This is a genomic window from Fructilactobacillus sp. X3R2C1, assembly GCF_059901235.1.
In genome coordinates, this window is sequence record NZ_JBWXVA010000003.1 from 15,354 (window position 1) to 37,072 (window position 21,719).

Genomic DNA, 21,719 nt, shown 5'->3' on the forward strand with positions numbered 1-21,719 from the left:
CCGAAATGAATAATTACTCACTCGGCTTAATCATGTTTATTGTATCATAATAGATTAACGATTTGAGCTGATCCCGTACCATTAAGAATATGGTTCTGTATAAATAAATTCGTTCATGATATAATCGGTTTGTGAACAAACTAATTTCAAAAGGGAGAAATATTATGGCTGAAAAACACGAAAAAGTTGTTTTAGTTGGTGATGGTGCCGTTGGTTCATCATACGCATTCGCAATGATGCAACAAGGGATCGCCGAAGAATTTGTCGTTGTTGATATCGACAAAAACAGAACTGAAGGAGACGCATTGGACCTTGAAGATGCCCAACCTTTCACTTCTCCAAAAAAGATCTACTCTGGTGACTACAGTGACTGTAAAGACGCTGATTTAGTTGTGATCACTGCTGGAGCTCCACAAAAGCCCGGTGAAACTAGACTTGACCTGGTTAACAAAAACTTGAAGATTTTGACTACCATCGTTAAGCCAGTTGTTGATTCTGGTTTTGATGGAATCTTCTTAATTGCTGCTAACCCCGTTGACATCTTAACCTACGCAACCCAAAAGATTTCTGGCTTTCCTAAAAACCGTGTCTTTGGTTCAGGTACATCACTTGATACCTCACGTTTCCAAGTTGCCGTTGGTAAGAAGTTAAACGTTAACCCACAAAGCGTTAATGCTTACGTTATGGGTGAACACGGTGATTCAGAATTTGCTGATATTGATGAAGCTTCAATCGGAAACGTTCCGTTGGTTGAATTTGCTAAACAAAATGGTGTTAGCAAGGACGACTTATTGAAAATGGAAGACGAAACTAGAAACAAGGCTTACGACATAATTAACAAGAAGGGTGCTACTTTCTACGGAGTTGGAACTGCTTTGATGAGAATTTCAAAGGCCATTTTAAGGGACGAAAACACCGTTTTACCAATCGGTGCCCCAATGAATGGTGAATACGGTTTGTCCGATATTTACATTGGAACTCCTGCCATTGTTAATGCTTCAGGAGTTGCCAAAGTCCTTGAAGTTCCATTAAGTGATGACGAAAAAGACAAGATGAGTGCTTCAGCTAAAACTTTAAAAGAAACCATTGCTAAAGGTATGAAGACCATCAACCTTTAAAAATAAGTTTAAGAAGAACAGACATTTATGTCTGTTTTTTTATGCTCCCAGTTATTTTGTGTTAATATTAATTAGAAATTACTTATGTGAGGAGCCTTAGCCATGATTTTGCAATCTTTAGTTAAACCTAAAAGTGACCTGATTACTGTTGATGAAAACACTGATCTCGACACCGCATTAAAATTAATGGAAAAGAATCATTTTCGTTGCATTCCCGTTTTAGATGCCACTCATAAAGCCTTCAAGGGTAACATTTATCGCATGCACATCTACAAACACGAAGCCGATGGCGGCAAGATGTCCGACTCGGTTATGACCCTGATTAGAAACGAAACTAAATTTGTTAACCTGAATTCAGCTTTTTTCAAGGTCTTCTTTACGATTAAGGATCTTCCATACATTGCCGTTCTTGACGAGTTCAACAATTTTTATGGCATTTTAACTCACACGAAATTGATGGAAAGCTTGTCACAATCATGGAACGTGAAATTTGGTAGCTACGTGATTTCAGTTGTCTCACCTGGTGAACGTGGGGACTTAGAAGAGATGGCTCACATTATTACTAGATATACCGCCATCTCAAGTGTGATCAGCTTGGATTCAGTTGATCGTTCTGGTAAAACGGTCTATCGAACCATGTTTACCCTCCCGTCTAAGGTGACTAAGGATCGTCTGGACCGTATCATTGCAGCTCTAGAACGAAAGGGATTCAAAGTTCCAGAAGTTGAAGATCTAAAACAAGAATCAAAAGAAACTCCAATCGAAGAAAATTAGATACAAAAAAGAACGTGGAATAATTCCACGTTCTTTTTTGTATCTTATGTATCATCAGACTTCGTGCGTGCTCTGACTGAGCCCTAGACTTAAACTAAGACCAGCATCAACTTTTCTCATGATATCTTTACTTAAATGAGTGACATGATCTTTAAGACGCTGCTTATCAATCGTCCTAATTTGTTCTAACAGAATCACCGAACTCTTCTCAATTCCGGCATTCTGAGGTGTAATACCCACATGAGTAGGCATCTTTGGCTTAGTAATCCGAGCCGTAATTGCGGCTACAATCACAGTGGGACTATAATGATTTCCAACGTTATTTTGGACTACCAAAACTGGTCGCATTCCACCCTGTTCAGAACCAACGACTGGAGATAAGTCTGCATAGAAAATATCGCCACGTTTAATTTCAACGTTTTCCATAGACTATTCCTTCCGCATAAATAAACTTACAACCGTGACTTCTCGTCTTCATAATTGTCAAAGAGCCGTCTTGCGATCTCATCCTCGCATGGAGAATACTCATCAACAATTATTGAATTTAGATTAGCCATGATTGAGTAGCCATAAATTAAAGAATTAATTAGAGGATCTTTATCAAACGAGTTACAGTCCATGGCAACCTTGTGGTTGTCAAAAGAAAGTCCTAGTTTGGTGAAATATTCTTCATTTTTCTGAGACCAAATAGTATCAATCGTGTATTTGTATGTCATGGAGAACTCCTCCTTACAAATAGTTACTTCAAATGATTACTTGATTTATACACCCGTGGTAATCGATCCGAATACCCACATGCAATCTCATAGTGAATAGTATGACAGTAGTCGGCAACGTCTTGGAGAGTAATAGTATGACCGTGATCAGTTCCCACCAAGGTCACCTTTGTTCCAATTGGCAACTGATGTGGTAACTTCACCATCAGTTGATCCATACATACTCTTCCGACAATTGGACAATACTGTCCATCTACTAGAAGTGAAAATCCCTGCATCGAGCGACGAACTCCGTCTGCATATCCAACAGGAACCGTTCCAATCCACTCCTTTGAGTTGGATGTATAAGTTGCACCGTATCCAATTGAACGACCAGCATTAACTTCTTTAACGTAAACTAACTCACTGGTAAAGCTCAGTGCTGGTTTCAACTTAAATGGTGAAGCAATCTCAACCCCCGATGGATTCAAACCATAGCCAGCCACTCCAAAGCGGACCATGTTTCCACCCGCTGCTTTATGCCACATACTAGTAGCTGAATTTGCCACGTGAACATAACGAGGTTTATCGGGAATCGCAGTCATCAATTCGTTAAAATTATCCAATTGATACTTAAAATAATCATCATTAGCGCTATCTGCGGTAGAAAAATGAGTAAATACTCCCTCAAAGTCAATATACTCGCTAGTTCGGTTCAACTCAACTATTGCATCTCTAACTTCTGAAACAGTTTGGAGTCCGATCCTTCCCATTCCGGTATCCAAAGCCAAATGAACCCTAATCTTGTTCTTTAATTTCAGTTGCTCAGCTAACTTAGCTGCCTGCTTAATCCAATCAATCGAACTCACCGTAACCGAAACATTGTACTTCGCAATTAATGGAACATTTGAAAGGTCACAAAGACCCAAAACAAGAATGGGTTCAGACACAAATCCAGCTTCTCGAAGCTGAATTGCTTCGTCTAAAATGGCAACACAAAAACCAGTAGCTCCTGCTTGTTTAGCAATCCTCGCTACTTGAACCGCACCGTGTCCATAAGCATTAGCTTTGACGACCATGAATAGATCCGACTTGGCATCCAATCGTTTTCGTTCCTCACTAATGTTATGAAAAATGGCATCTTCATCAATAACTAGTTGTGCATTTCGATTTCTTCCCACTGCCATAACGTATACTTCCTCGAATAAAGTACTATCTAATTATTCTTTGATAATTATTATAACACTTAATAAATTAATTTTCTAAATAAAAGAGAGAACCAAGAAGGCTCTCTCTTTGCTACTTATTCTTAATAACAAAATTCTTTGATTTACCGTGGTTACCACCATTATGACCTCGTGAATCACGACGTCTTGAGTCGTGACCACCGCGATGATTGCCAAAGCGTTTGTGACTGTTCCGGTCATTTCTCTTACCGCGATAACCGCCACCACGATGACCACCAAAGCCACCATGATTTTTAAGTGGTTTTTCGGCCGTAATGTGAACCTTAACCTGATCTCTTGTCATGTCATTCAAAAGAGCAGAAACCAAATCGACACTGTCATACTTTTCAAGGAGCTTTTTTGCGACCCGCTCAAACTTGGCAGTATCCGTCTTCTTTACTAACTTTTCAATATCATCTTCAGCAAATTTTAACTGACCAGCAAGGGCTTCGTCTTCTGAAGGTGGCTTTAAAGGAAGCATCCTTACCTTGGTAAGTCGTTCAATTCCTCTTAAATAACTCATCTCATTTGGAGTGACAAACGTTACTGAGGTACCATGATGACCGGCACGACCAGTTCGTCCAATTCGATGGACATAACTTTCTGGATCTTGTGGAATATCAAAGTTATAAACGTAAGTGACACCCGAAACATCAATTCCTCTAGCAGCCACATCAGTAGCCACTAAATAATTAATCTTGTCGTTCTTAAATTCGTTCATAATCTGAGTTCGCCGTTTTTGGGTTAAATCACCGTGAAGACCGGCTGCCCGATAACCACGCGCAATCAGTCCCTTAGAAACTTCGTCGACTCGTCGTTTAGTTCGACAAAATACGATGGTAACCTTGGGTGTTTGAACGTCAAACAAACGGGTCATGGTATCAAACTTTTCGTTATCTTTAACCTTAACGTAGTACTGATCAACTAGGTCAGTGGTTAATTCTTTCGACTTAACCGTGATCTGCTTTGGATCTCTCATGAACTGAACCCCAACTCGTTTGATGGGTGCTGGCATGGTTGCTGAGAAAAGCAAAGTTTGCCGATCTTCTGGAATGTTCTTAATGATGCTTTCAATATCATCTAAGAATCCCATGTTAAGCATTTCGTCGGCTTCATCTAACACCAAGTACTTAACGTGTCCTAGTTTTAAGGTGCGACGATTAATGTGATCAAGAATTCGTCCTGGAGTCCCCACCACAATCTGTGGCTTCTTCTTCAAATCTCTAATTTGCTGGCGAATATCTGAACCACCATAAACTACTTGAACTCGAGCTCCTTCAACGCCACCAAGACGTTGCATCTCTTTTTGTGTTTGAATGGCAAGTTCTCTAGTTGGTGAAATTACAAGTGCCTGCACATCTGGATTATTCAGATCAATTTCTTGCAGGATTGGAAGGGCAAACGCAGCCGTTTTCCCAGTTCCAGTTTGAGCCTGTCCAATAACATCCTGACCCTTTAACAATAATGGAATTGTCTGAGCCTGAATTGGAGTGGGTTCGTCAAAGCCTGATTTTTCCACGGCTTTTAATAGACTATCAGATAGTCCTAAATCTTTAAACTTCAAATGTGTTCCTCCTATTGAAACTACAATTGTGAATTCAATGATTTGCTTGGAAAAAATCCGTTTTCCATAATGCGCAAATCGTCTGATTCACATTTATTTCTATATTCTTCAGCGATTACGTGTCTAAAACATATTACACCATCTGGCCTAATTTCACAAACCGATGAACCTATTCTAACGCTTTTAAAACTCGTTCTAAGTGAATTCCGTGACTCCCTTTTAACAAGACTTCATCCCCAGTAGATAACTGGGAGTCTAGGCTTTTAGCTAGTTGATCAAGCTGACCAACTGGATAATAATGAAGGGCATTTTGATTGGGATATTTTTTTTGCAACATTTGATATAAAGACTTCATAAGTGGTCCAACTAGGTAAACCTGGTTAATCAATTGTGGATCAATTGCATCAGAAATATCCTCATGCATCTCCACTCCCTTATCACCAAGTTCCAGCATGTCACCTAAAACTGCAACTCGCTTCCCTTGTAAATGAGTGGATTGAAACGCCTTTAAAACAGCTTTTAGAGCCGATGGGTTCGAATTATATACGTCACTTAAAATCATTTCACCATTTTGACCCTTAACCCATTCAGTTCGATTATTAGTAAAACTGGCATGGTCTAGTGCTGATTTCATGTTGGCCGGCAGGATTTCCGCTAGTTCACCAACTTCAATGGAAGCAAGTGCATTGTTGACGTTATAGTCACCAATTAGCGGAATGGTAAATTTCATGTTTCCAAACCGATTGGTCTTAAACGTCGTTTCGTGGTCGCCGTCATAGACATCCTTTGGGTAAATATCGTTAGTGTCTTTTCTTCCAAAGGTCAACTTTTCAAAGTCAAGTGATTTAGCCCGTTCGTTTAATAAGGGTTCGTCACCGTCATAGACAAACACCCCATCTGGCCTAAGTCCATGGGTAATCTCCATTTTGGCATCCGCAATCTTAGCACGGGTTCCGAAAAACTCAATGTGAGCTTCACCAATCATGGTAATGACAGCGATATCAGGTTTAACTAGCTTACTTAAAAAGTCAAGTTGGCCCGGTCGATCCATCCCCATCTCTACCACCAAATATTCTGTGTTAGATTCCATGGAAAGGATCGTAATTGGGACTCCAATCTCATTATTAAAGTTAGCGTGCGTCTTAGTAACATTAAACTGAGTGGCAAGAATTGAAGCAATCATGTCTTTAGTAGTGGTCTTGCCATTACTTCCGGTAATTGCCACCACTTTAGGATTAATCTTATTTAAATAGTGTCGACTGAGATCCTGTAGGGCTTTTAGTGTGTCATCGACTAAAATAACCGGAAAATCTTTCGGAACATCACTAATTCGACTTCGATTCCAAAACGTTGCGTTAGCCCCGTTTTTGATGGCACTAGCAATGAAATCGTGCCCATCGTGATTCCCAGTGAGTGGAACAAAAAGATCATGCGGTTTTAACTTCCGACTATCAAACGAAACTCCCGTTATTTCAACGTTTTCGTATTTTTTTGAATTCAAGTCACCATTAACGGATTTTGCAACCTCTAAAAGGTTCATTTTCATAACAAAAACTCCTCTTAATTCGATGTAAATGCATTTAAAGTATATCAGAAAAAAATCAATAAAAAAGCGACTCAGCCGGTTTAAACCAAATCGTTTAATTCTCCCTCATCATCAACGTCTCTTTGAAGTTCCCACGTTTTAGTGGAAATATCATAAGTAATTTGACCAACTTTAAAGGCTCCACTTTTCAACTGGTCATAAGAGTTCCAAATTACCTTTGGAGATCGTTTTTTGTGTCTCATTAAGGGAATCTCAAGCTTCGGTCTCTTCACAACTATCATATCATACGGAATAATAACTCCCGTAATTCCCAGTTTTAACAACTTGGTCATGGTACGTTCGTCGATATCCCTAAACGGCACTGACTTTACGAACATTCGTCTACTGTTCCACTGCTTTTTTAGATGCCGTTTAATGCAGACAGCTAAAATTTGATTAATGACACTAAAATGACGCATGTATACCTTTGTAAAGCCAGTGGATTCACCCAAAAACACAAATTGATTCTTCAATTTAACCGAAAATGGACTCGTTTGATTGAGTGGGATACCCATGTGACTCAAGTACAATAAATCTGCGATTTCATCCTCATTTAAAGAATCCAGATCCTCCCGGTTTCTAAAATCAACCCATTTCTTAGTACTAATTTTATTGTTAATCATGTACTCTCTAATTTCATTTTGACCGGTAATTAAATCAAATTTAGTGGACATATTGAAATCATTTGCGTAACGATAATCATCATTTAATAAAATAATATTTTGGGGATCGTTCTTAATTCCGTTTAAAAAATCCGACGGAAGAATTCCCCAACTGTAGGCAAAATTCTTAACTGGATTAACCTGAAAATACACTGTGTTAATTAACATATTTGTCTTGCTCCAATCCTTATTACCCCTTTCACCATAAAATAAGATTTTAATAACCATTTTTCCAACTCACGTCATTTTCTTACGTTATAATTAGCATTCATTTTTATATATATGAAGTTCAATTACTGTTAATATAGTAATAACGATTTAAATTTCGGGAGTGTGGATTATGAAAAAAACTAACGTTTTATTTGTCTGCTTGGGGAACATATGTCGATCTCCCATGGCAGAAGCAATGTTTAAAAAAATGCTTATAAATAAAGGACTTTCAAATCATTATTCAGTAAGTTCAGCTGCCACCGAAAACGATGAAGCAGGTAGTCGTCCTCATCCTGGTGCTCAAAAAACCATGGACGCTCATCACTTGGATTATAGTGGGAAACAATCCCATCCAATCACCGCTTACGACATCGATCATGCTGATTACATTATTACCATGGATGACTACAATATCAGTGATCTTAAAAAGATGATTCCCAAAAGTCAATGGAATAAGCTTCATTTATGCATGGACATTGTTCCCGGTAAAAAGGGAGTCAACATCGTTGATCCTTGGTATACCCATCGATTTGAGGATACCTATCAAATGCTGGATCAATCTTTGCCCCTGTGGCTAAAGTACATGCAAGAACATCATAACAGCAAACAGGAAGGAAGCGAATCATTTGAATCAGAATAAAGCCCCAATCTCTGATCCGGTTCCTTCAGAAATATGGCACAAAAACCTAGTAGCACTATGGTTTGGGATGTTCATGAATGGATTAGGTTTTAGTGAAGTCATGCCTTTTCTCTCCTTGTTCATCGCTACCCTAGGCCACTATAATTCTAGTCAACTAAGTATCTATAGTGGGCTTGCTTTCTCAGCCTCTTTCATTGTTACCGCCGTCGTCTCTCCCATTTGGGGATCTTTGGCTGACAGATACGGACGAAAAGTGATGCTTTTACGAGCATCACTTGGAATGGCAATCTGTCTAATATTGATGGGCTTTGTTACTGCTGTTTGGCAGTTAATTGCCCTTCGATTTATTCAAGGAATCTTCTCTGGATACATGAGCAATGCTAACGCCTTACTTGCGACTCAGGTACCAAAGCGAGAAAGTGGGAAAGCCCTTGGAATTTTAACCACCGGCAACGTCTCAGGAACCCTTTTTGGTCCTTTCATTGGCGGAATTTTAGCTTCTGTCTTTAGTTATCGTCTTACCTTCTTCATTACTGGTGGTTTACTCATTTCCGTCTTTTTTGTCACGCTATTTTTCGTTAAAGAACACTTTAAACCGGTTGCAAAAGAAGATAACCTATCTACCAAACAGGTTATTTTCGAACTTTCAAACGTCAAACTGATTTTTGGAATGTTCTTGACCACCCTGATTATTCAAGCCTCTAATTTCTCCATTTCACCCATTCTGTCACTGTACGTCAAAGAAATCATGCACAATAGTCCTCAAGTTACCTTTTACAGTGGAATTGTTGCCGCAGTTCCGGGAATTGCCACGCTTTTTGCCGCCCCCAAACTGGGAGCATTAGGCGATCGAATCGGGACTTCAAAAATTATGCTAGGCGGTTTCATCTTTGCCATCTTGGTCTACATCCCCATGGCGTTTGTAACCAACGTCTGGGAATTAATGGGACTCAGATTCCTGATTGGAATCTCCAACGCCTGTATGTTACCTGCCGTTCAAACCATTTTAGCTAAAAACACCCCATCTAACGTTACTGGTCGGATTTTTAGCTGGAACCAGTCCATGCAAGCAGCTGGAAACTGTATCGGACCCATCATCGGCTCCATTGTTTCTTCTTTGTTTGATTACTCAAGTGTGTTCATTTCAACCGCGATTCTTGTCTTCATTAACTTCTTGTTAGTATTAAACGAAACCAGAAACGAACAGAAGACCATAAACTAAATTTAGACAAAAAAAGAGCCAACTAGAAGTTGGCTCTTTTTATTTATTATTATTTGTCGGCAAGACCATATTTCTTGTTGAAACGATCGACCGCACCATCTGCTTGGTTGAACTTTTGCTTACCAGTGTAGAATGGATGTGAATCAGATGAAATTTCAACTCGGATTAATGGGTAAGTGTTGCCGTCGTCCATTTTGACGGTTTCATCAGAGGTTGCAGTTGAACCAGTAATGAACTTAAATCCAGTACTTGAATCTTGAAAAACAACTTGATGAAAATCTGGATGAATTCCTTTTTTCATAATATTTCGCTCCTTTTGCCCTAAACACAGTTCAGAGATTGATTTATCGAATATAACATCAACCATAATAGCTTAACATTATTTTTTGACGTACGCAATAGGACCCAGACGTTAGTCGTCTTGGTCAATCATCTGGACGTTAGCGTGTAGATTGGTTAATTTATTAGTAATATTATCATATCCGCGTAAAATATTGTCCGCATTTTCAATAACGGTCTTACCACTAGCCATCAGCCCAGCAATGACCAAGGATGCCCCAGCGCGAATCTCTCCGGCTTGAACGGTTGTCCCATGGAGGTTCTCACTCTTACTGATAATAATTGAATTATCAGTTGGATTGACCCTGATATTAGCCCCCATCTTCTGGAGCTGGGCAATGTGATTCTGACGTTCCGGATAAATCGTATCGTGAATCACACTATCCTCGTCTGCTTTAAACAGCATGGGGGTAATTGGTTGTTGTAAATCCGTCGCAAACCCTGGAAACGGTGCCGTTTTAATCTCGATACCATTTAATTTCCCAGTCTTTGGAACATAAATACTGTCTTCGCCAACTTCTAATTGAACGCCAGCTTCAATCAACTTAGCCGTGTAGGCTTGTAAATGCTCAGGAATTACGTTCTTAACGTTAATTCCCTTCCCAACAGCGGCGGCTAACGTCAAGTATGTCCCCGCTTCAATTCGATCAGGGATAATCGTATGCGTCGCCTTGGCCTGGAGATGATCAACGCCTTGAATCCTGATGACGTCGGTCCCAGCTCCTCTGATCTTAGCTCCCATACTATTCAAAAACGATGCAATATCAATGATTTCCGGTTCTTTAGCGGCATTACTAATGGTAGTAACCCCATCAGCCTTTACCGCTGCCAGAATCGTGTTGATCGTCGCTCCAACCGAGACCATGTCAAAGAAAATTGAAGCCCCATGAAGTCCATTTTCCGTTGCATTAATATCGACCGAATCATCACTTTCATTGACTTCTGCACCCAAGGCTTTAAAGGCGCGAATGTGCTGGTCAATTGGCCGTGGTCCGATATTGTCTCCACCAGGGAAACTAATCGTGGCACGATGAAACTTGCCAAGAAGCGCTCCCATAAAATAATAGGAAGCACGTAGACTTTTAATTGCTTTACCGGGCAACTCACCCTCAAGTATATTAGTTGGATCAATGTTTAAGACACCATCTGAAAAATCAGATGTTACGTTCATCGACTGGAGGATTAGCATGAGATTATGCACATCCAGGATATCGGGAACCATGTCAAGTTCCACTGGACTATCCGCCAAAATAGCGGCCGGTATCAAAGCGACCGTACTATTCTTAGCTCCGCCAACGGTAACGTCGCCATATAGAGGATGTCCTCCTGATATTTTTAGTATCGTCATAATTGGTAATCCTCACTTATATCATATCTTTTAATAATAATCATAGGAAAGTTTTCACCAAAACACAATACAAAATCAGAAATTATTTTATTAAGATTATAAAGAAGCCTGGTTACTTCTTGTGATTATGCATGTGTTCTTTGTCAGCAGCGGCGACAAACGCCTTGAATAATCCCTCGGGACGATTTGGCCGTGATAAAAACTCGGGATGGTATTGTGCTGCAACATAAAATTTATTGGCTGGAACTTCGACCACTTCAACCAAGTGATCATCTGGTGAGGTTCCAGAAATAACTAAGCCAGCATCTTCCAAGTCTTTTCTAAATTTATTATTGAATTCATAACGATGACGATGACGCTCTGAGATTTCCTTTTTGTTGTCGTATGCGGCGGCGGCTTTACTCCCTGCTTTTAACTTAGTCTTATAAGCACCCAAGCGTTGGGTTCCACCAGCATCAGTAACATCATTTTGATCGGCCATGAGATCAATCACATTGTGCTTAGTTTGCGGATCAAATTCAGTTGAGTTGGCATCATTATAACCCACAACGTCTCTAGCATACTCGATGGTAGCAATCTGCATTCCAAGGCAAACACCTAAATAAGGAACATCATTTTCTCTAGCATATCGAGCGGCTTGAATCATTCCTTCGACCCCTCGATTACCAAATCCACCAGGAACCAAGATTCCGTCCATTCCCTTTAACTTCTTAGAAACGTTGTCTCTGTTAATTGTACCCGCATCAACCATGTGAATGTTAACCTTATCGTCAGCAGCATAACCGGCATGTTTTAAAGCTTCATTGACGGACAAATAAGCATCGTTTAGATCAACATACTTACCAACAATGGCAATGTTAACCTCACCCTTGAGATTTCTGATGTGCTTCTCCATCTTCTTCCAGTCTTTCATGTCAGCCTCTGGAGCTTTAACGTTAAAGTGCTTTAAAATCTCATCGTCCATGTCCTGTTTTTGAAAACTGAGCGGGATTTGGTACAAGTTAGGAGCATCGATGGACTCGATGATATCCTTAACCGGAACATCACAGAACATGGCAATTTTTTTCTTCATCTCATCACTAACTGGTTTCTCAGCACGAAGAACCAACATATCGGGTTGAATGCCAATTCCCCTTAATTCTTTAACACTGTGCTGGGTTGGTTTGGTTTTCATTTCCTTTGCGGCGTGCAAGTATGGAACAAGCGTAACGTGAATATAAAAAGTATTCTCGTCACCAACTTCATGTTTCATCTGACGGATGGCTTCCAAAAACGGTAGGGACTCGATGTCTCCAACCGTTCCACCAATTTCTGAAATAACGATATCAGCGTCAGTGCTTTGAGCGGCACTCATAATCTTTTGTTTAATCATTCCAGTAATGTGAGGGATGACCTGAACGGTTCTCCCAAGATAATCTCCGTGACGTTCTTTTCTTAAAACTTCTTCATAGATTTTACCGGTCGTAAAGTTAGAGTACTTGTTTAAATTGTTATCAATAAAACGTTCGTAATGACCTAAATCAAGATCAGTTTCAGCACCATCATCGGTAACAAAGACTTCTCCGTGTTGATAAGGATTCATTGTTCCCGGATCAATGTTGATATATGGATCAAATTTTTGGATCGTAACGTTAAAGCCACGATTCTTCAATAATCTTCCGATTGAAGCCGAAACAATTCCCTTTCCTAAGGAAGAAACTACTCCACCGGTTACAAAAATATACTTAGTCATGCTTAACTCCTCCATCAAATTTAGGTTACAACATAAAAAAGCTCCCCATTCATTGAATAGGGAGCGGTTACTTATTCGAAATACTTCACATGTCTGTAAAGTGCCCAAATAGTATGTTAAGTGATTCTACATAATTAGTCAAGTTTAATCATTGTCGTCGTCATCATCTTTTTTATCGTCATCGTCAGCTGGATTGACCTCTGAGAGGTCGCCTTCAACACCGTCATCATCGTCGATGGCGTCATCATCAGTATCAGGATTTTCTTCATCAAGATCCTTATGATACTTATCCTTGTCGTCAGGGGTATCATCAAAATCATCCTGATCTTCTGGATCATCGTTATCATAGTCGATCACGTCATCATCGTCAGCTGCATCAGCCATAAAAGCATTCACCTTACGATGCTTTTTGGGAGTATTACCGTTGTCTTCTTCACCTTCATTGATGGTGGCTTCGTTAATGGATTCATATGGGTACCAAGTACGAAGACCCCAAACGTTATTGCCAAGGGAAATAAAACTCCCATCAACATTAAGGTCTGTGTAGAATTGAGGTAAACGATCACGAATTACTTGGTTGCTGTCCCCCAAGTATTTTTGTACTTCGTTGGTTAAATCAACGAATGACATGGTTTTACCAGCATCAGCTAAAATTGCATGAGCCACTTCAACCATTGATAATTCGCTTTTATCTTGCTTGTCTAATTCTTTAAGTTCCAATTCGACCACGCCTTTCTAGATTCCTAACAGACTAATAATACTAGTTTAACATTTAAATTGCAATTTGACTCGATAGTCGCCGACTTTCTGTCCGTCGGTGTACAACTCATAGTTAATCTCAATCATTTGCCATCCGTTTTTATCATCTCTAGATTGCTTAATGCTAGTGGTATGTGCCCCAATTTTCAAATTACCAAATGGCGTTCGGTACAAGTCTTCGATTGTTTCGTTCGGTTTAAAATGAAGTTCAAGATGATTTTTGCCAGCACGAGTTAACCGAATCGCATCTTTTCCAATCCGGTAGGTGACAGGAACGTCCGGTTGTCCGTCAACGTGTTCAACGTAACGTAAATAACGATAGCCGTTGAGCATAACTAGTTGCCCATTTTCTTTAAAATGATGGTGTTCGACGTTTTCGTCCTGTTTTATTTCGATTACAATCTCAACTTGAACTTTTTCGATCTTTTCGTTTTCTGTCAAAAATATCACCTCACAAATTTGATTTTACGCCGTTAGCAATGGAAATGCACTAACTTTGAGTTTGTCATGACGTTTATTTTTATTTCAGTTATAATGAAGAGAGATTAGTATAAGTGGGGGTCTTTTATTGAAGTATTACAATCAACCATTGAAATATGACAAAGTTTTTCGTGACCCAGTTCTGGGTCACGTTTACGTTGAACATCAAGTAATTCTCGATCTCATTAATACGCCTGAATTTCAACGTCTGAGACGAATCAAGCAGTTAGGAACTACTTCATTAACCTTTCACGGAGCAGAACACACCCGATTTAGCCACTCTTTAGGAGTGTATGAAATTACTAGACGAATTTGTGATAATTTTAAGCGAAATTATCCGTCTAAAAAAGCGGGTGATGGCTTATGGGACGATTCAGAACGAATTGTGGCCCTGTGTGCCGCTCTACTTCACGACGTTGGTCATGGAGCTTATTCACATACGTTTGAACACATTTTTCACACCAATCACGAACAGATTACCCAGCAAATCATCACTTCAAACGAAACGGAAATTAACCACGTCTTAAGTGAGGTCGGTCCCGATTTTCCCGAACGCGTCGCCAGTGTCATTAACAAGACCTATGACAATCCGCAAGTCGTCCAAATGATTTCAAGTCAAGTTGATGCCGATCGGATGGACTACCTTCTAAGCGATTCATACTACACCGGAGCACAATACGGTAATTTTGATTTGGATCGAATTCTTCAGGTGATGCGTCCGTACTCTGGCGGGATTTGTTTTCGGGCAAGTGGTTTACACGCGATTGAGTACTACATTGTTTGTCGTTTTCAAATGTATCAACAAGTATACTTCCATCCCGTCTCACGTTCGATGGAGGTTATTTTAAGTCACCTACTGATGCGGGCAAAAGAATTAGCGTTACAACCTAAGAGCACCTTTAAGCCTAGTCTTTTAATGCCAATCTTTTCTAATAACTACTCCCTAGATGATTATTTACAAATTGACGATGGGGTGCTTAACACCTACTTCGTCATGTGGCGCAAATCAGAAGATCCGATTCTCTCTGACCTCGCCAAACGTTTCTTAAATCGGCGTCCCTTTAAATCCGCTAAATACAATGATCAGACGGAATTTTTAATCCCTAAGCTACAAAAGATCATTGAAAAAGCCGGATTTAATCCAAAGTACTACACTGCCACTGACAACAGTTTTGATCAGCCCTATGATGTCTACGATCCCAAAAGTAAACATCAAAACGCCCAGATTGAACTGATGGAAAATGATGGTAATTTGGTAGAACTTTCTCAGGCTAGTGACCTAGTTCGTGCCATTACCGGAAAACTAATTGGTGACAAGCGTTTTTTCTTTCCACGTGAAATGCTTAAGCCAACAAAAAACGTTGAACTTTTTCAACCTTTATACGATGAATTTCAAAAATACATTGATAATGACAACCTTATAATTCCAAAGGAGAACTAACATGGATATCAAATTAATTGCCATCGATATCGACGGCACCCTATTAAACGAAAAAAATCAATTAGCAAAAGCAACCATCGAAGCTATTACTAAAGCCTGCAATCAAGGCATAAAAGTGGTCCTTTGTACTGGTCGCCCCATTACTGGCGTAAAGCCATACCTTGATAAGCTCGGAATTGATGGAGACGATGAATACGCCATCACTTATAATGGTGCCCTAGTCGAAACGGTTAGTGGCAAAGTGTTAATCAAAGAAACGGTTAAGTATGATGACTTTTTAGAAATTGAAATGATGTCACGAGAAATGGGCGTTCACTTCCAAATCGAAACGGTTGATTCCATTACCACTACCGATCGTGATATTAGTCCCTTTTCCGTTGAAGAAAGCCATCTTGTTTCGATGCCCATCAAATATCGAACTCCTGGTGAAATCACTCGTGACGTCAACATTTACAAACTGATGTACGTTGATTATCCGGACAAGATCACCAAAGCAAAGGGCAATCTACCAAAATCAATCTACGACCGAATGAGTGTCGTTCAGAGTTCACCGGTCTTTCTTGAGTTTATGAACTCAAATTCAAGCAAAGGCAATGCCTTACAGGATCTTTCCGAAAAGCTTGGTTTAAAGCCAGATAACGTCATGGCCATTGGCGATCAAGGGAATGATATTTCGATGATCAAGTTTGCGGGACTGGGAGTGTCCATGGGTAACGGAATCGATGAAGTTAAAAAGAACGCCCAATTTGTTACTAAACCTAATTCAGAAGATGGGGTAGCATACGCCATCAATAAGTACGTTAATCAATAACAAACGAGCGCAAAAAAATAATCTTAGCATTTTAAGCTAAGATTATTTTTTTATCCATTACTTTTTTTCATCATCCTTACCATAGTCAAACCGATGACTAAACAGCGGACTAACGGGACGATTTTCGTTAATTCTAGTAATTGCGTCTCCAATTAATGGTGCAACTGAAATTTGTTTGATCTTGTCAATTTTTTTATAATCGGGTAACTGAATGGAATCAGTCACAACCAGTTTCTTAATTGGCGAAGCTTCGATTCTTTCGGTTGCTGGCCCTGATAAGACGGGATGGGTACAACATGCATAAACTTCTGAAGCACCAGCATCCATTAAGGCTTGCGCACCTTTCGTAATGGTTCCAGCTGTATCAATCATATCGTCAATCATGATACAACGCTTCCCCTTTACATCCCCAATGATGTTCATAACTTGAGCAACGTTGGCTTTTGGGCGACGTTTATCAATAATAGCAATTGGAGCCTTTAAAAACTCAGCCATGGCACGAGCTCGACTCACCCCACCATGATCAGGTGAAACAACTACCGCGTCTTTTGCGAGTCCGTTCTTGATGAAGTAGTCAGCAAGGAGCGGTGCCCCCATCAAATGATCAACGGGAACATCAAAGAATCCTTGAATTTGAGCAGCATGTAAATCAAGGGCTACCAAACGTGTGATTCCATCTTTTTCCAGCATGTCTGCCACTAACTTAGCGGTAATCGGTTCACGACTTCGTGCTTTTCGATCTTGTCTAGCGTAACCATAGTATGGAATAACCACGTTAATGGTTTTGGCACTTGCTCTTCTTAAAGCATCGATCATGATTAATAATTCCATTAAATTATCATTAACGGGATCAGAAGTTGATTGGATAATATAAACGTTATCGCCACGAATGCTTTCTTCAATATTAATTTGAATCTCACCATCGCTAAAGCGACTGACGGAAGCTTTTCCCAAAGGAACTCCCACTCGTTTAGCAATCTTTTCTGCAAGCGGACGATTTGAATTTAAAGAAAAAATCTTTAATTTTGGATCAGCATACTTTTCAGCCATTATAACCCCCACATTTTTTTCCTACCTAATCAATTACATTATATTATTTTCAGAAAACAATTTCACTATTTAGCTCAAATTAATTAGCGCCTTTAAAGGGAAGCTTTTTATAATAACCCGGCTTGTTAGTTTGGCGCTCTCTAGCAATTCCCATGTCATACTGATCCATGTCGTCGGTAATGGTCGAACCAGCCGCAATAAAGGTATGATCAGCGATGTGGACTGGGGCAATCAAGTTGGAATTACTTCCAATAAAAGAATCATCACCAACCGTTGTAGTGTGCTTATGAGCTCCATCATAATTCGCAAAAATCACTCCACAACCAATATTAATGTGTTTACCAAGTTTAGCATTGCCAACATAAGTCAGATGACCCATCTTGGTTCCCTCACCAATGGTGGCACTTTTAACCTCACAGAAGTTGCCAATGTGGACGTCCTTCTCAATCTTAGCGCCTGGTCTTAAATGACTATCGGGTCCGATATCAGAGCCTGGCATCATCTCAGAATCTTCAATTACCGAAGAGAAGACCTTAACGTTATCATGAATTTTACTACCAGAAATTTTAGAGTGGGCACCAATGATACAGTTACTACCGATTTCCGCCCCATTTTGAAGTTGAACTCCTGGTTCAATAATGGTATCCTGACCAATTTTAATGTCACTATCAATATAGGTATCATCGGGATTAACAATCGTAACACCATTTTGCATGTGCTGACGATTAATCCGGGCTTGCATAATTTGAGTGGCACGGGCCTGAGCGACCCGATCGTTTACACCCATCGATTCATTAAAGTTCGCCATCTTGTAGGCAGCAATTGTGTGACCCTCATTTTTTAAAACTTCAATGGCATCAGTTAAATAATATTCACCCTGAGCGTTATCGTTATTAATCTTGTGCAAAGCCTCAAATAACGAATGATTATCAAACACGTAAACCCCAGTGTTAATCTCATGAATGCCCTGCTCTTCCGGCGTAGCATCTTTTTGCTCCACGATCTTTTCTACAATCCCAATGTCATTTCTAACAATCCGGCCATAACCAGTCGGATCAGGAGCTTTAGACGTCAAAATGGTTGCGGTGGCCTTTTTTTGTTCGTGATACTCAAAGAGTTGCTTAAGAGTAGAGGAGGTAAATAATGGAGTATCACCACTAATAACTAACGTCTCACCATCTGAGTTCTTTAAAAGTCCTTCAGCTCGTGCAACGGCATCGCCAGTCCCAAGTTGTTTATCTTGGACGACGTACTCACAACGATTGCCAAGTTCGTTTTCCACATCTTCAGCACCGTAACCAACAATCGTGATGATGTTATCCATATCTAACTTGGATACCTGCGTCAAAACATGGTCAACCATTGATTTCCCACAAATTCGGTGGAGAACTTTATATAACTTGGACTTCATCCGGGTGCCCTTACCAGCCGCTAAAATAATCGTATTCTTTGAACTCATTTTTGTTCCCCTTGTAATTAATTTTTAATTTGTACTCCCAAAAATTTTTTGGGCATAATTGCCAGGTTTAATCTCAATCTGATCATCTTTAATATCCATTTTAAGTAATGAAGTAAAATCAGTAACCTTTCTGTGACCTGGATCATCGGTTTCAACAAAAACCGTACTGCCCACCAGATGACAATCGAACTCATCAATCAGGGACGTCAGACCAGAAATCGTTCCGCCACCACGCAAAAAATCATCAACAATCAAAACGTTAGAACCTGGCTTCAGGCTTCTTTTTGAGATGGTCATTCGTTTAACTTCTTGACTAGATGCCGAAACGTAGTTAACACTCACGGTCGACCCCTCAGTAATTTGAGAGTCGTGCCTAGCAATTACCAGTGGCACATTTAAATACGTGGCAGAAGCTTCGGCAACTGGAATTCCTCTCGTTGCCACCGTTAGTACTGCGTCAACTTTCTGAAACAGGTATTGGGTGGCAATGATCCGCCCAATGGTTTTCAACTTCTCAGGTTGGCCTAAAATGTCGGACATATAAACGTAACCACCTGGAAGATACCGATCGTTATCGTTTAAGATGTCAGAGACCTCTTTAATAAATTGATCAGCCGCCTCTTTTAAAATGTATGGCGTAAATTTGGCGCCCCCAGAAGCTCCGGGAACGGTCTCAACCAGACCAATCCCACGTTGTTGAAATGCTTGCTTCACAATGGCTAAGTCCTCACTAATGGAAGATTTAGCAGAATTGTAGCGCTTAGCGAAAAAAGTTAATGGTACTAATGTATGAGGACGGTTTAATAGATAGTTTGTCATATCTACTAATCGTTCACTTCTTTTAAATTTCATGCTTTCACCTCGTCATAAATTGGCACACAAGGAAATTTTAGCATAAATGTTCGTGTTTTACTTCACTTTATCGAAAAAAGAGTAAAAAAAAGAGGAACTAAATCAAATTAGCTCTCCCTAAAGTGATTATAAATCAGTGATCCAAAGTAAATGGCAACCTCAATAACAGCAATAAAGAAACTGACCGGCCAGTTCGTGTAATATCCAAGCGTTAATCCGGCCCAAACTCCGATCAAACCAAAAACAATGGCCAGTCCAATCATTTTTCCGACTGAATGGGCAAAGTATTTAGCACTCGCAGCTGGCAAGGTCAAAAGGATAAAAATCAAAAGTGCCCCGACAATTTGAGCAGCCACGGAGACACTTAAGGCCAGCATCACTAGGAAAATCAATGAGAGGATTCCACTTGGAATTTTCTGGGCTCTGGCTCCCACTGCATCAAACGAATCAAACTTTAGGTCCCGATAAATACATAGGGTCACGATTAACACAATCACCGACAACCAAATCATCTGGTGGACCTCAGCGGCACTGATTCCGACAATACTTCCGAACAAGATATTTGTTGCATAACTAGCACTACTGTTTGAAAGGGCTAGAAATAAGACTCCTAGTCCAATAAAGAGGGCCGAAACAGCACTGATGGTATCTTCTCGTCTTTCGGCAACGGAGCCAGCACTCATTCTCCCAACGAGAACCGAACTAATGGTGGTAAAGAGTAGCATCCCGTTTAACGGACTAATTCCCACAAACATTCCAAAGGAAGCTCCAGCAAACCCAATCTCAGATAAAGTGTGGGTCAGAAACGGCATGTTTCTTGAAACGACAAACACCCCGATGACCCCACAGACCACCGCAATGATGGTACTGGCTAAAAAGGCATTACGCATAAATTCAAAACTAAACATCGGCTTGCCCCTTCCAAAATTCTTCAACATTTAAGTTCTTAATTGGTCCAAATTCATAATTACCAGGACGCAAAAACAAGTATTCGTTAGCGAACTTCTTTGCTAGCGGAATGTCATGCGTAACAAAAATTACGGTTAACCCACTTTTGACGTTTAGATCGGAAACCACATTAAGCAGGTTCTCCTTGGCCTCTGGGTCAAGACTTGCCGTCGATTCATCCAAAATCAAAAGATCAGGTTTCACTACCAGCGCCTGTGCCAGATAAGCTCGCTGTTTTTCCCCACCGGAAGTTCTTCCTAATGGCTCTTTGGCAATGTCATTCAGGTTGGTCTCAGTTAGGACCTGATTTAACGTTTCACGATCTTTTCTTGAAAGCCATGGTAGTTTAAACCCACTAAAAGCTAGAGCAACAAAATCTTTTACCGACAACGGATATTCGGTATCAATATTTCTAAACTGGGGCACATACCCAATCTTGACCTGAGAACGATCCGGGATAAACTGAACCTTTCCACTGGTGGGCTTCAATTGACCAAGAATCACTTTGATCAAGGTGGTCTTCCCTACTCCATTCTGGCCTACAATGCTTAAAAAACTACCACGTTTCACGTTAAAGCTCAAATCACTTAAAACGTGTTTATCCGCAAAATTAACGGTTAAATTTTCTATCTTTAAAACTAAGTCATCCATATTTAAACTCCTACCATTTCGAGCTTCAATAGTACTAACGAAGCTTACTAACTAATCAATAGTTCTCAACTAATATAACACTGTTATCTTAAGACATGCAACTAACAGCTCGGGGAAATCATGGATTATCTTGACTAATTTAAATACCCACAT

At 40.0% G+C, this 21,719-nt stretch carries 22 protein-coding genes; 6 read left to right on the plus strand and 16 right to left on the minus strand.

Annotated features, from left to right (window positions below; translation table 11 throughout):
• Window positions 1-164 precede the first annotated feature (164 nt).
• Entirely contained in the window at window positions 165-1,118 is a 954-nt protein-coding gene (locus tag AC6UDB_RS03955) for an L-lactate dehydrogenase (protein ID WP_500693978.1), read from the plus strand.
• Window positions 1,119-1,220: 102 nt separating this feature from the next.
• A complete protein-coding gene (gene cbpA, locus AC6UDB_RS03960) occupies window positions 1,221-1,892 on the plus strand; it encodes a cyclic di-AMP binding protein CbpA (RefSeq protein ID WP_500693979.1) in 672 nt (223 codons plus the stop codon).
• Window positions 1,893-1,946: 54 nt separating this feature from the next.
• Here cbpA and AC6UDB_RS03965 read toward each other — a convergent pair whose 3' ends face one another.
• The 6 genes from AC6UDB_RS03965 to AC6UDB_RS03990 all read right to left on the minus strand — a co-directional run bounded on the left by AC6UDB_RS03965 (window position 1,947) and on the right by AC6UDB_RS03990 (window position 7,792).
• Complete coding sequence (locus AC6UDB_RS03965) at window positions 1,947-2,318, minus strand: type II toxin-antitoxin system PemK/MazF family toxin (RefSeq protein WP_010022835.1); 372 nt, start codon at window positions 2,316-2,318, stop codon at window positions 1,947-1,949.
• 26 nt (window positions 2,319-2,344) lie between these two features.
• On the minus strand, window positions 2,345-2,608 hold the full coding sequence (locus AC6UDB_RS03970; protein WP_500709198.1) for a hypothetical protein: 264 nt from the start codon (window positions 2,606-2,608) through the stop codon (window positions 2,345-2,347).
• A 23-nt stretch (window positions 2,609-2,631) separates the two neighbouring features.
• Window positions 2,632-3,774, minus strand: coding sequence for an alanine racemase (alr, locus tag AC6UDB_RS03975; RefSeq protein ID WP_500699649.1), 1,143 nt, complete (start codon window positions 3,772-3,774; stop codon window positions 2,632-2,634).
• A 112-nt stretch (window positions 3,775-3,886) separates the two neighbouring features.
• Entirely contained in the window at window positions 3,887-5,377 is a 1,491-nt protein-coding gene (gene cshA / locus AC6UDB_RS03980; protein WP_500695764.1) for a degradosome RNA helicase CshA, read from the minus strand.
• 169 nt (window positions 5,378-5,546) lie between these two features.
• Window positions 5,547-6,923: a UDP-N-acetylmuramoyl-tripeptide--D-alanyl-D-alanine ligase gene (locus AC6UDB_RS03985; RefSeq protein ID WP_500709199.1), complete on the minus strand. Its 1,377-nt coding sequence runs from the start codon at window positions 6,921-6,923 to the stop codon at window positions 5,547-5,549.
• Window positions 6,924-7,003: 80 nt separating this feature from the next.
• Window positions 7,004-7,792: a hypothetical protein gene (locus AC6UDB_RS03990; protein WP_500693984.1), complete on the minus strand. Its 789-nt coding sequence runs from the start codon at window positions 7,790-7,792 to the stop codon at window positions 7,004-7,006.
• A gap of 172 nt (window positions 7,793-7,964) precedes the next feature.
• On the opposite strand from AC6UDB_RS03990, the gene AC6UDB_RS03995 reads away from it, so the two are divergent.
• Together AC6UDB_RS03995 and AC6UDB_RS04000 are read left to right on the plus strand one after the other, a co-directional pair.
• Entirely contained in the window at window positions 7,965-8,474 is a 510-nt protein-coding gene (locus AC6UDB_RS03995; protein WP_500696918.1) for a low molecular weight protein-tyrosine-phosphatase, read from the plus strand.
• Window positions 8,461-9,696: a multidrug efflux MFS transporter gene (locus tag AC6UDB_RS04000; RefSeq protein WP_500709200.1), complete on the plus strand. Its 1,236-nt coding sequence runs from the start codon at window positions 8,461-8,463 to the stop codon at window positions 9,694-9,696. The genes AC6UDB_RS03995 and AC6UDB_RS04000 overlap by 14 nt, the downstream gene beginning before the upstream one ends.
• Window positions 9,697-9,745: 49 nt before the next feature.
• Here AC6UDB_RS04000 and AC6UDB_RS04005 read toward each other — a convergent pair whose 3' ends face one another.
• The 5 genes from AC6UDB_RS04005 to AC6UDB_RS04025 form a co-directional block, all read right to left on the minus strand.
• Window positions 9,746-9,997, minus strand: a complete 252-nt coding sequence (locus AC6UDB_RS04005; protein ID WP_500693987.1) for a type B 50S ribosomal protein L31 — start codon at window positions 9,995-9,997, stop codon at window positions 9,746-9,748.
• Between the two features lie 111 nt (window positions 9,998-10,108).
• Window positions 10,109-11,383 carry a UDP-N-acetylglucosamine 1-carboxyvinyltransferase gene (gene murA, locus AC6UDB_RS04010; protein WP_500709201.1) on the minus strand — a complete coding sequence of 425 codons (1,275 nt, stop codon included), beginning with the start codon at window positions 11,381-11,383 and terminating at the stop codon, window positions 10,109-10,111.
• A 112-nt stretch (window positions 11,384-11,495) separates the two neighbouring features.
• Window positions 11,496-13,115, minus strand: a complete 1,620-nt coding sequence (pyrG, locus tag AC6UDB_RS04015; RefSeq protein WP_500709202.1) for a CTP synthase — start codon at window positions 13,113-13,115, stop codon at window positions 11,496-11,498.
• A 144-nt stretch (window positions 13,116-13,259) separates the two neighbouring features.
• On the minus strand, window positions 13,260-13,835 hold the full coding sequence (gene rpoE / locus AC6UDB_RS04020; protein WP_500709203.1) for a DNA-directed RNA polymerase subunit delta: 576 nt from the start codon (window positions 13,833-13,835) through the stop codon (window positions 13,260-13,262).
• Between the two features lie 45 nt (window positions 13,836-13,880).
• The gene (locus AC6UDB_RS04025) at window positions 13,881-14,315 is read right to left on the minus strand and encodes a YwiB family protein (RefSeq protein ID WP_500706682.1); all 435 of its coding nucleotides are present in this window, start codon (window positions 14,313-14,315) and stop codon (window positions 13,881-13,883) included.
• Window positions 14,316-14,442: 127 nt separating this feature from the next.
• Here AC6UDB_RS04025 and AC6UDB_RS04030 point away from each other — a divergent pair, with 127 nt between their 5' ends.
• Both AC6UDB_RS04030 and yidA read left to right on the plus strand, forming a co-directional pair.
• Window positions 14,443-15,795 carry an HD domain-containing protein gene (locus AC6UDB_RS04030; protein WP_500706684.1) on the plus strand — a complete coding sequence of 451 codons (1,353 nt, stop codon included), beginning with the start codon at window positions 14,443-14,445 and terminating at the stop codon, window positions 15,793-15,795.
• A gap of 1 nt (window position 15,796) precedes the next feature.
• Window positions 15,797-16,606: a sugar-phosphatase gene (yidA, locus tag AC6UDB_RS04035; RefSeq protein WP_500707463.1), complete on the plus strand. Its 810-nt coding sequence runs from the start codon at window positions 15,797-15,799 to the stop codon at window positions 16,604-16,606.
• Window positions 16,607-16,663: 57 nt separating this feature from the next.
• Here yidA and AC6UDB_RS04040 read toward each other — a convergent pair whose 3' ends face one another.
• The 5 genes from AC6UDB_RS04040 to AC6UDB_RS04060 form a co-directional block, all read right to left on the minus strand.
• A complete protein-coding gene (locus AC6UDB_RS04040; RefSeq protein ID WP_500693994.1) occupies window positions 16,664-17,656 on the minus strand; it encodes a ribose-phosphate diphosphokinase in 993 nt (330 codons plus the stop codon).
• 79 nt (window positions 17,657-17,735) lie between these two features.
• On the minus strand, window positions 17,736-19,115 hold the full coding sequence (gene glmU / locus AC6UDB_RS04045; protein ID WP_500709204.1) for a bifunctional UDP-N-acetylglucosamine diphosphorylase/glucosamine-1-phosphate N-acetyltransferase GlmU: 1,380 nt from the start codon (window positions 19,113-19,115) through the stop codon (window positions 17,736-17,738).
• 24 nt (window positions 19,116-19,139) lie between these two features.
• Window positions 19,140-19,967, minus strand: a complete 828-nt coding sequence (gene purR / locus AC6UDB_RS04050) for a pur operon repressor (RefSeq protein ID WP_500693996.1) — start codon at window positions 19,965-19,967, stop codon at window positions 19,140-19,142.
• A gap of 107 nt (window positions 19,968-20,074) precedes the next feature.
• Window positions 20,075-20,875: a metal ABC transporter permease gene (locus AC6UDB_RS04055; protein WP_500709205.1), complete on the minus strand. Its 801-nt coding sequence runs from the start codon at window positions 20,873-20,875 to the stop codon at window positions 20,075-20,077.
• On the minus strand, window positions 20,868-21,566 hold the full coding sequence (locus AC6UDB_RS04060) for a metal ABC transporter ATP-binding protein (RefSeq protein WP_500709206.1): 699 nt from the start codon (window positions 21,564-21,566) through the stop codon (window positions 20,868-20,870). Before AC6UDB_RS04060 ends, AC6UDB_RS04055 begins: the two co-directional genes overlap by 8 nt.
• Window positions 21,567-21,719 lie beyond the last annotated feature (153 nt).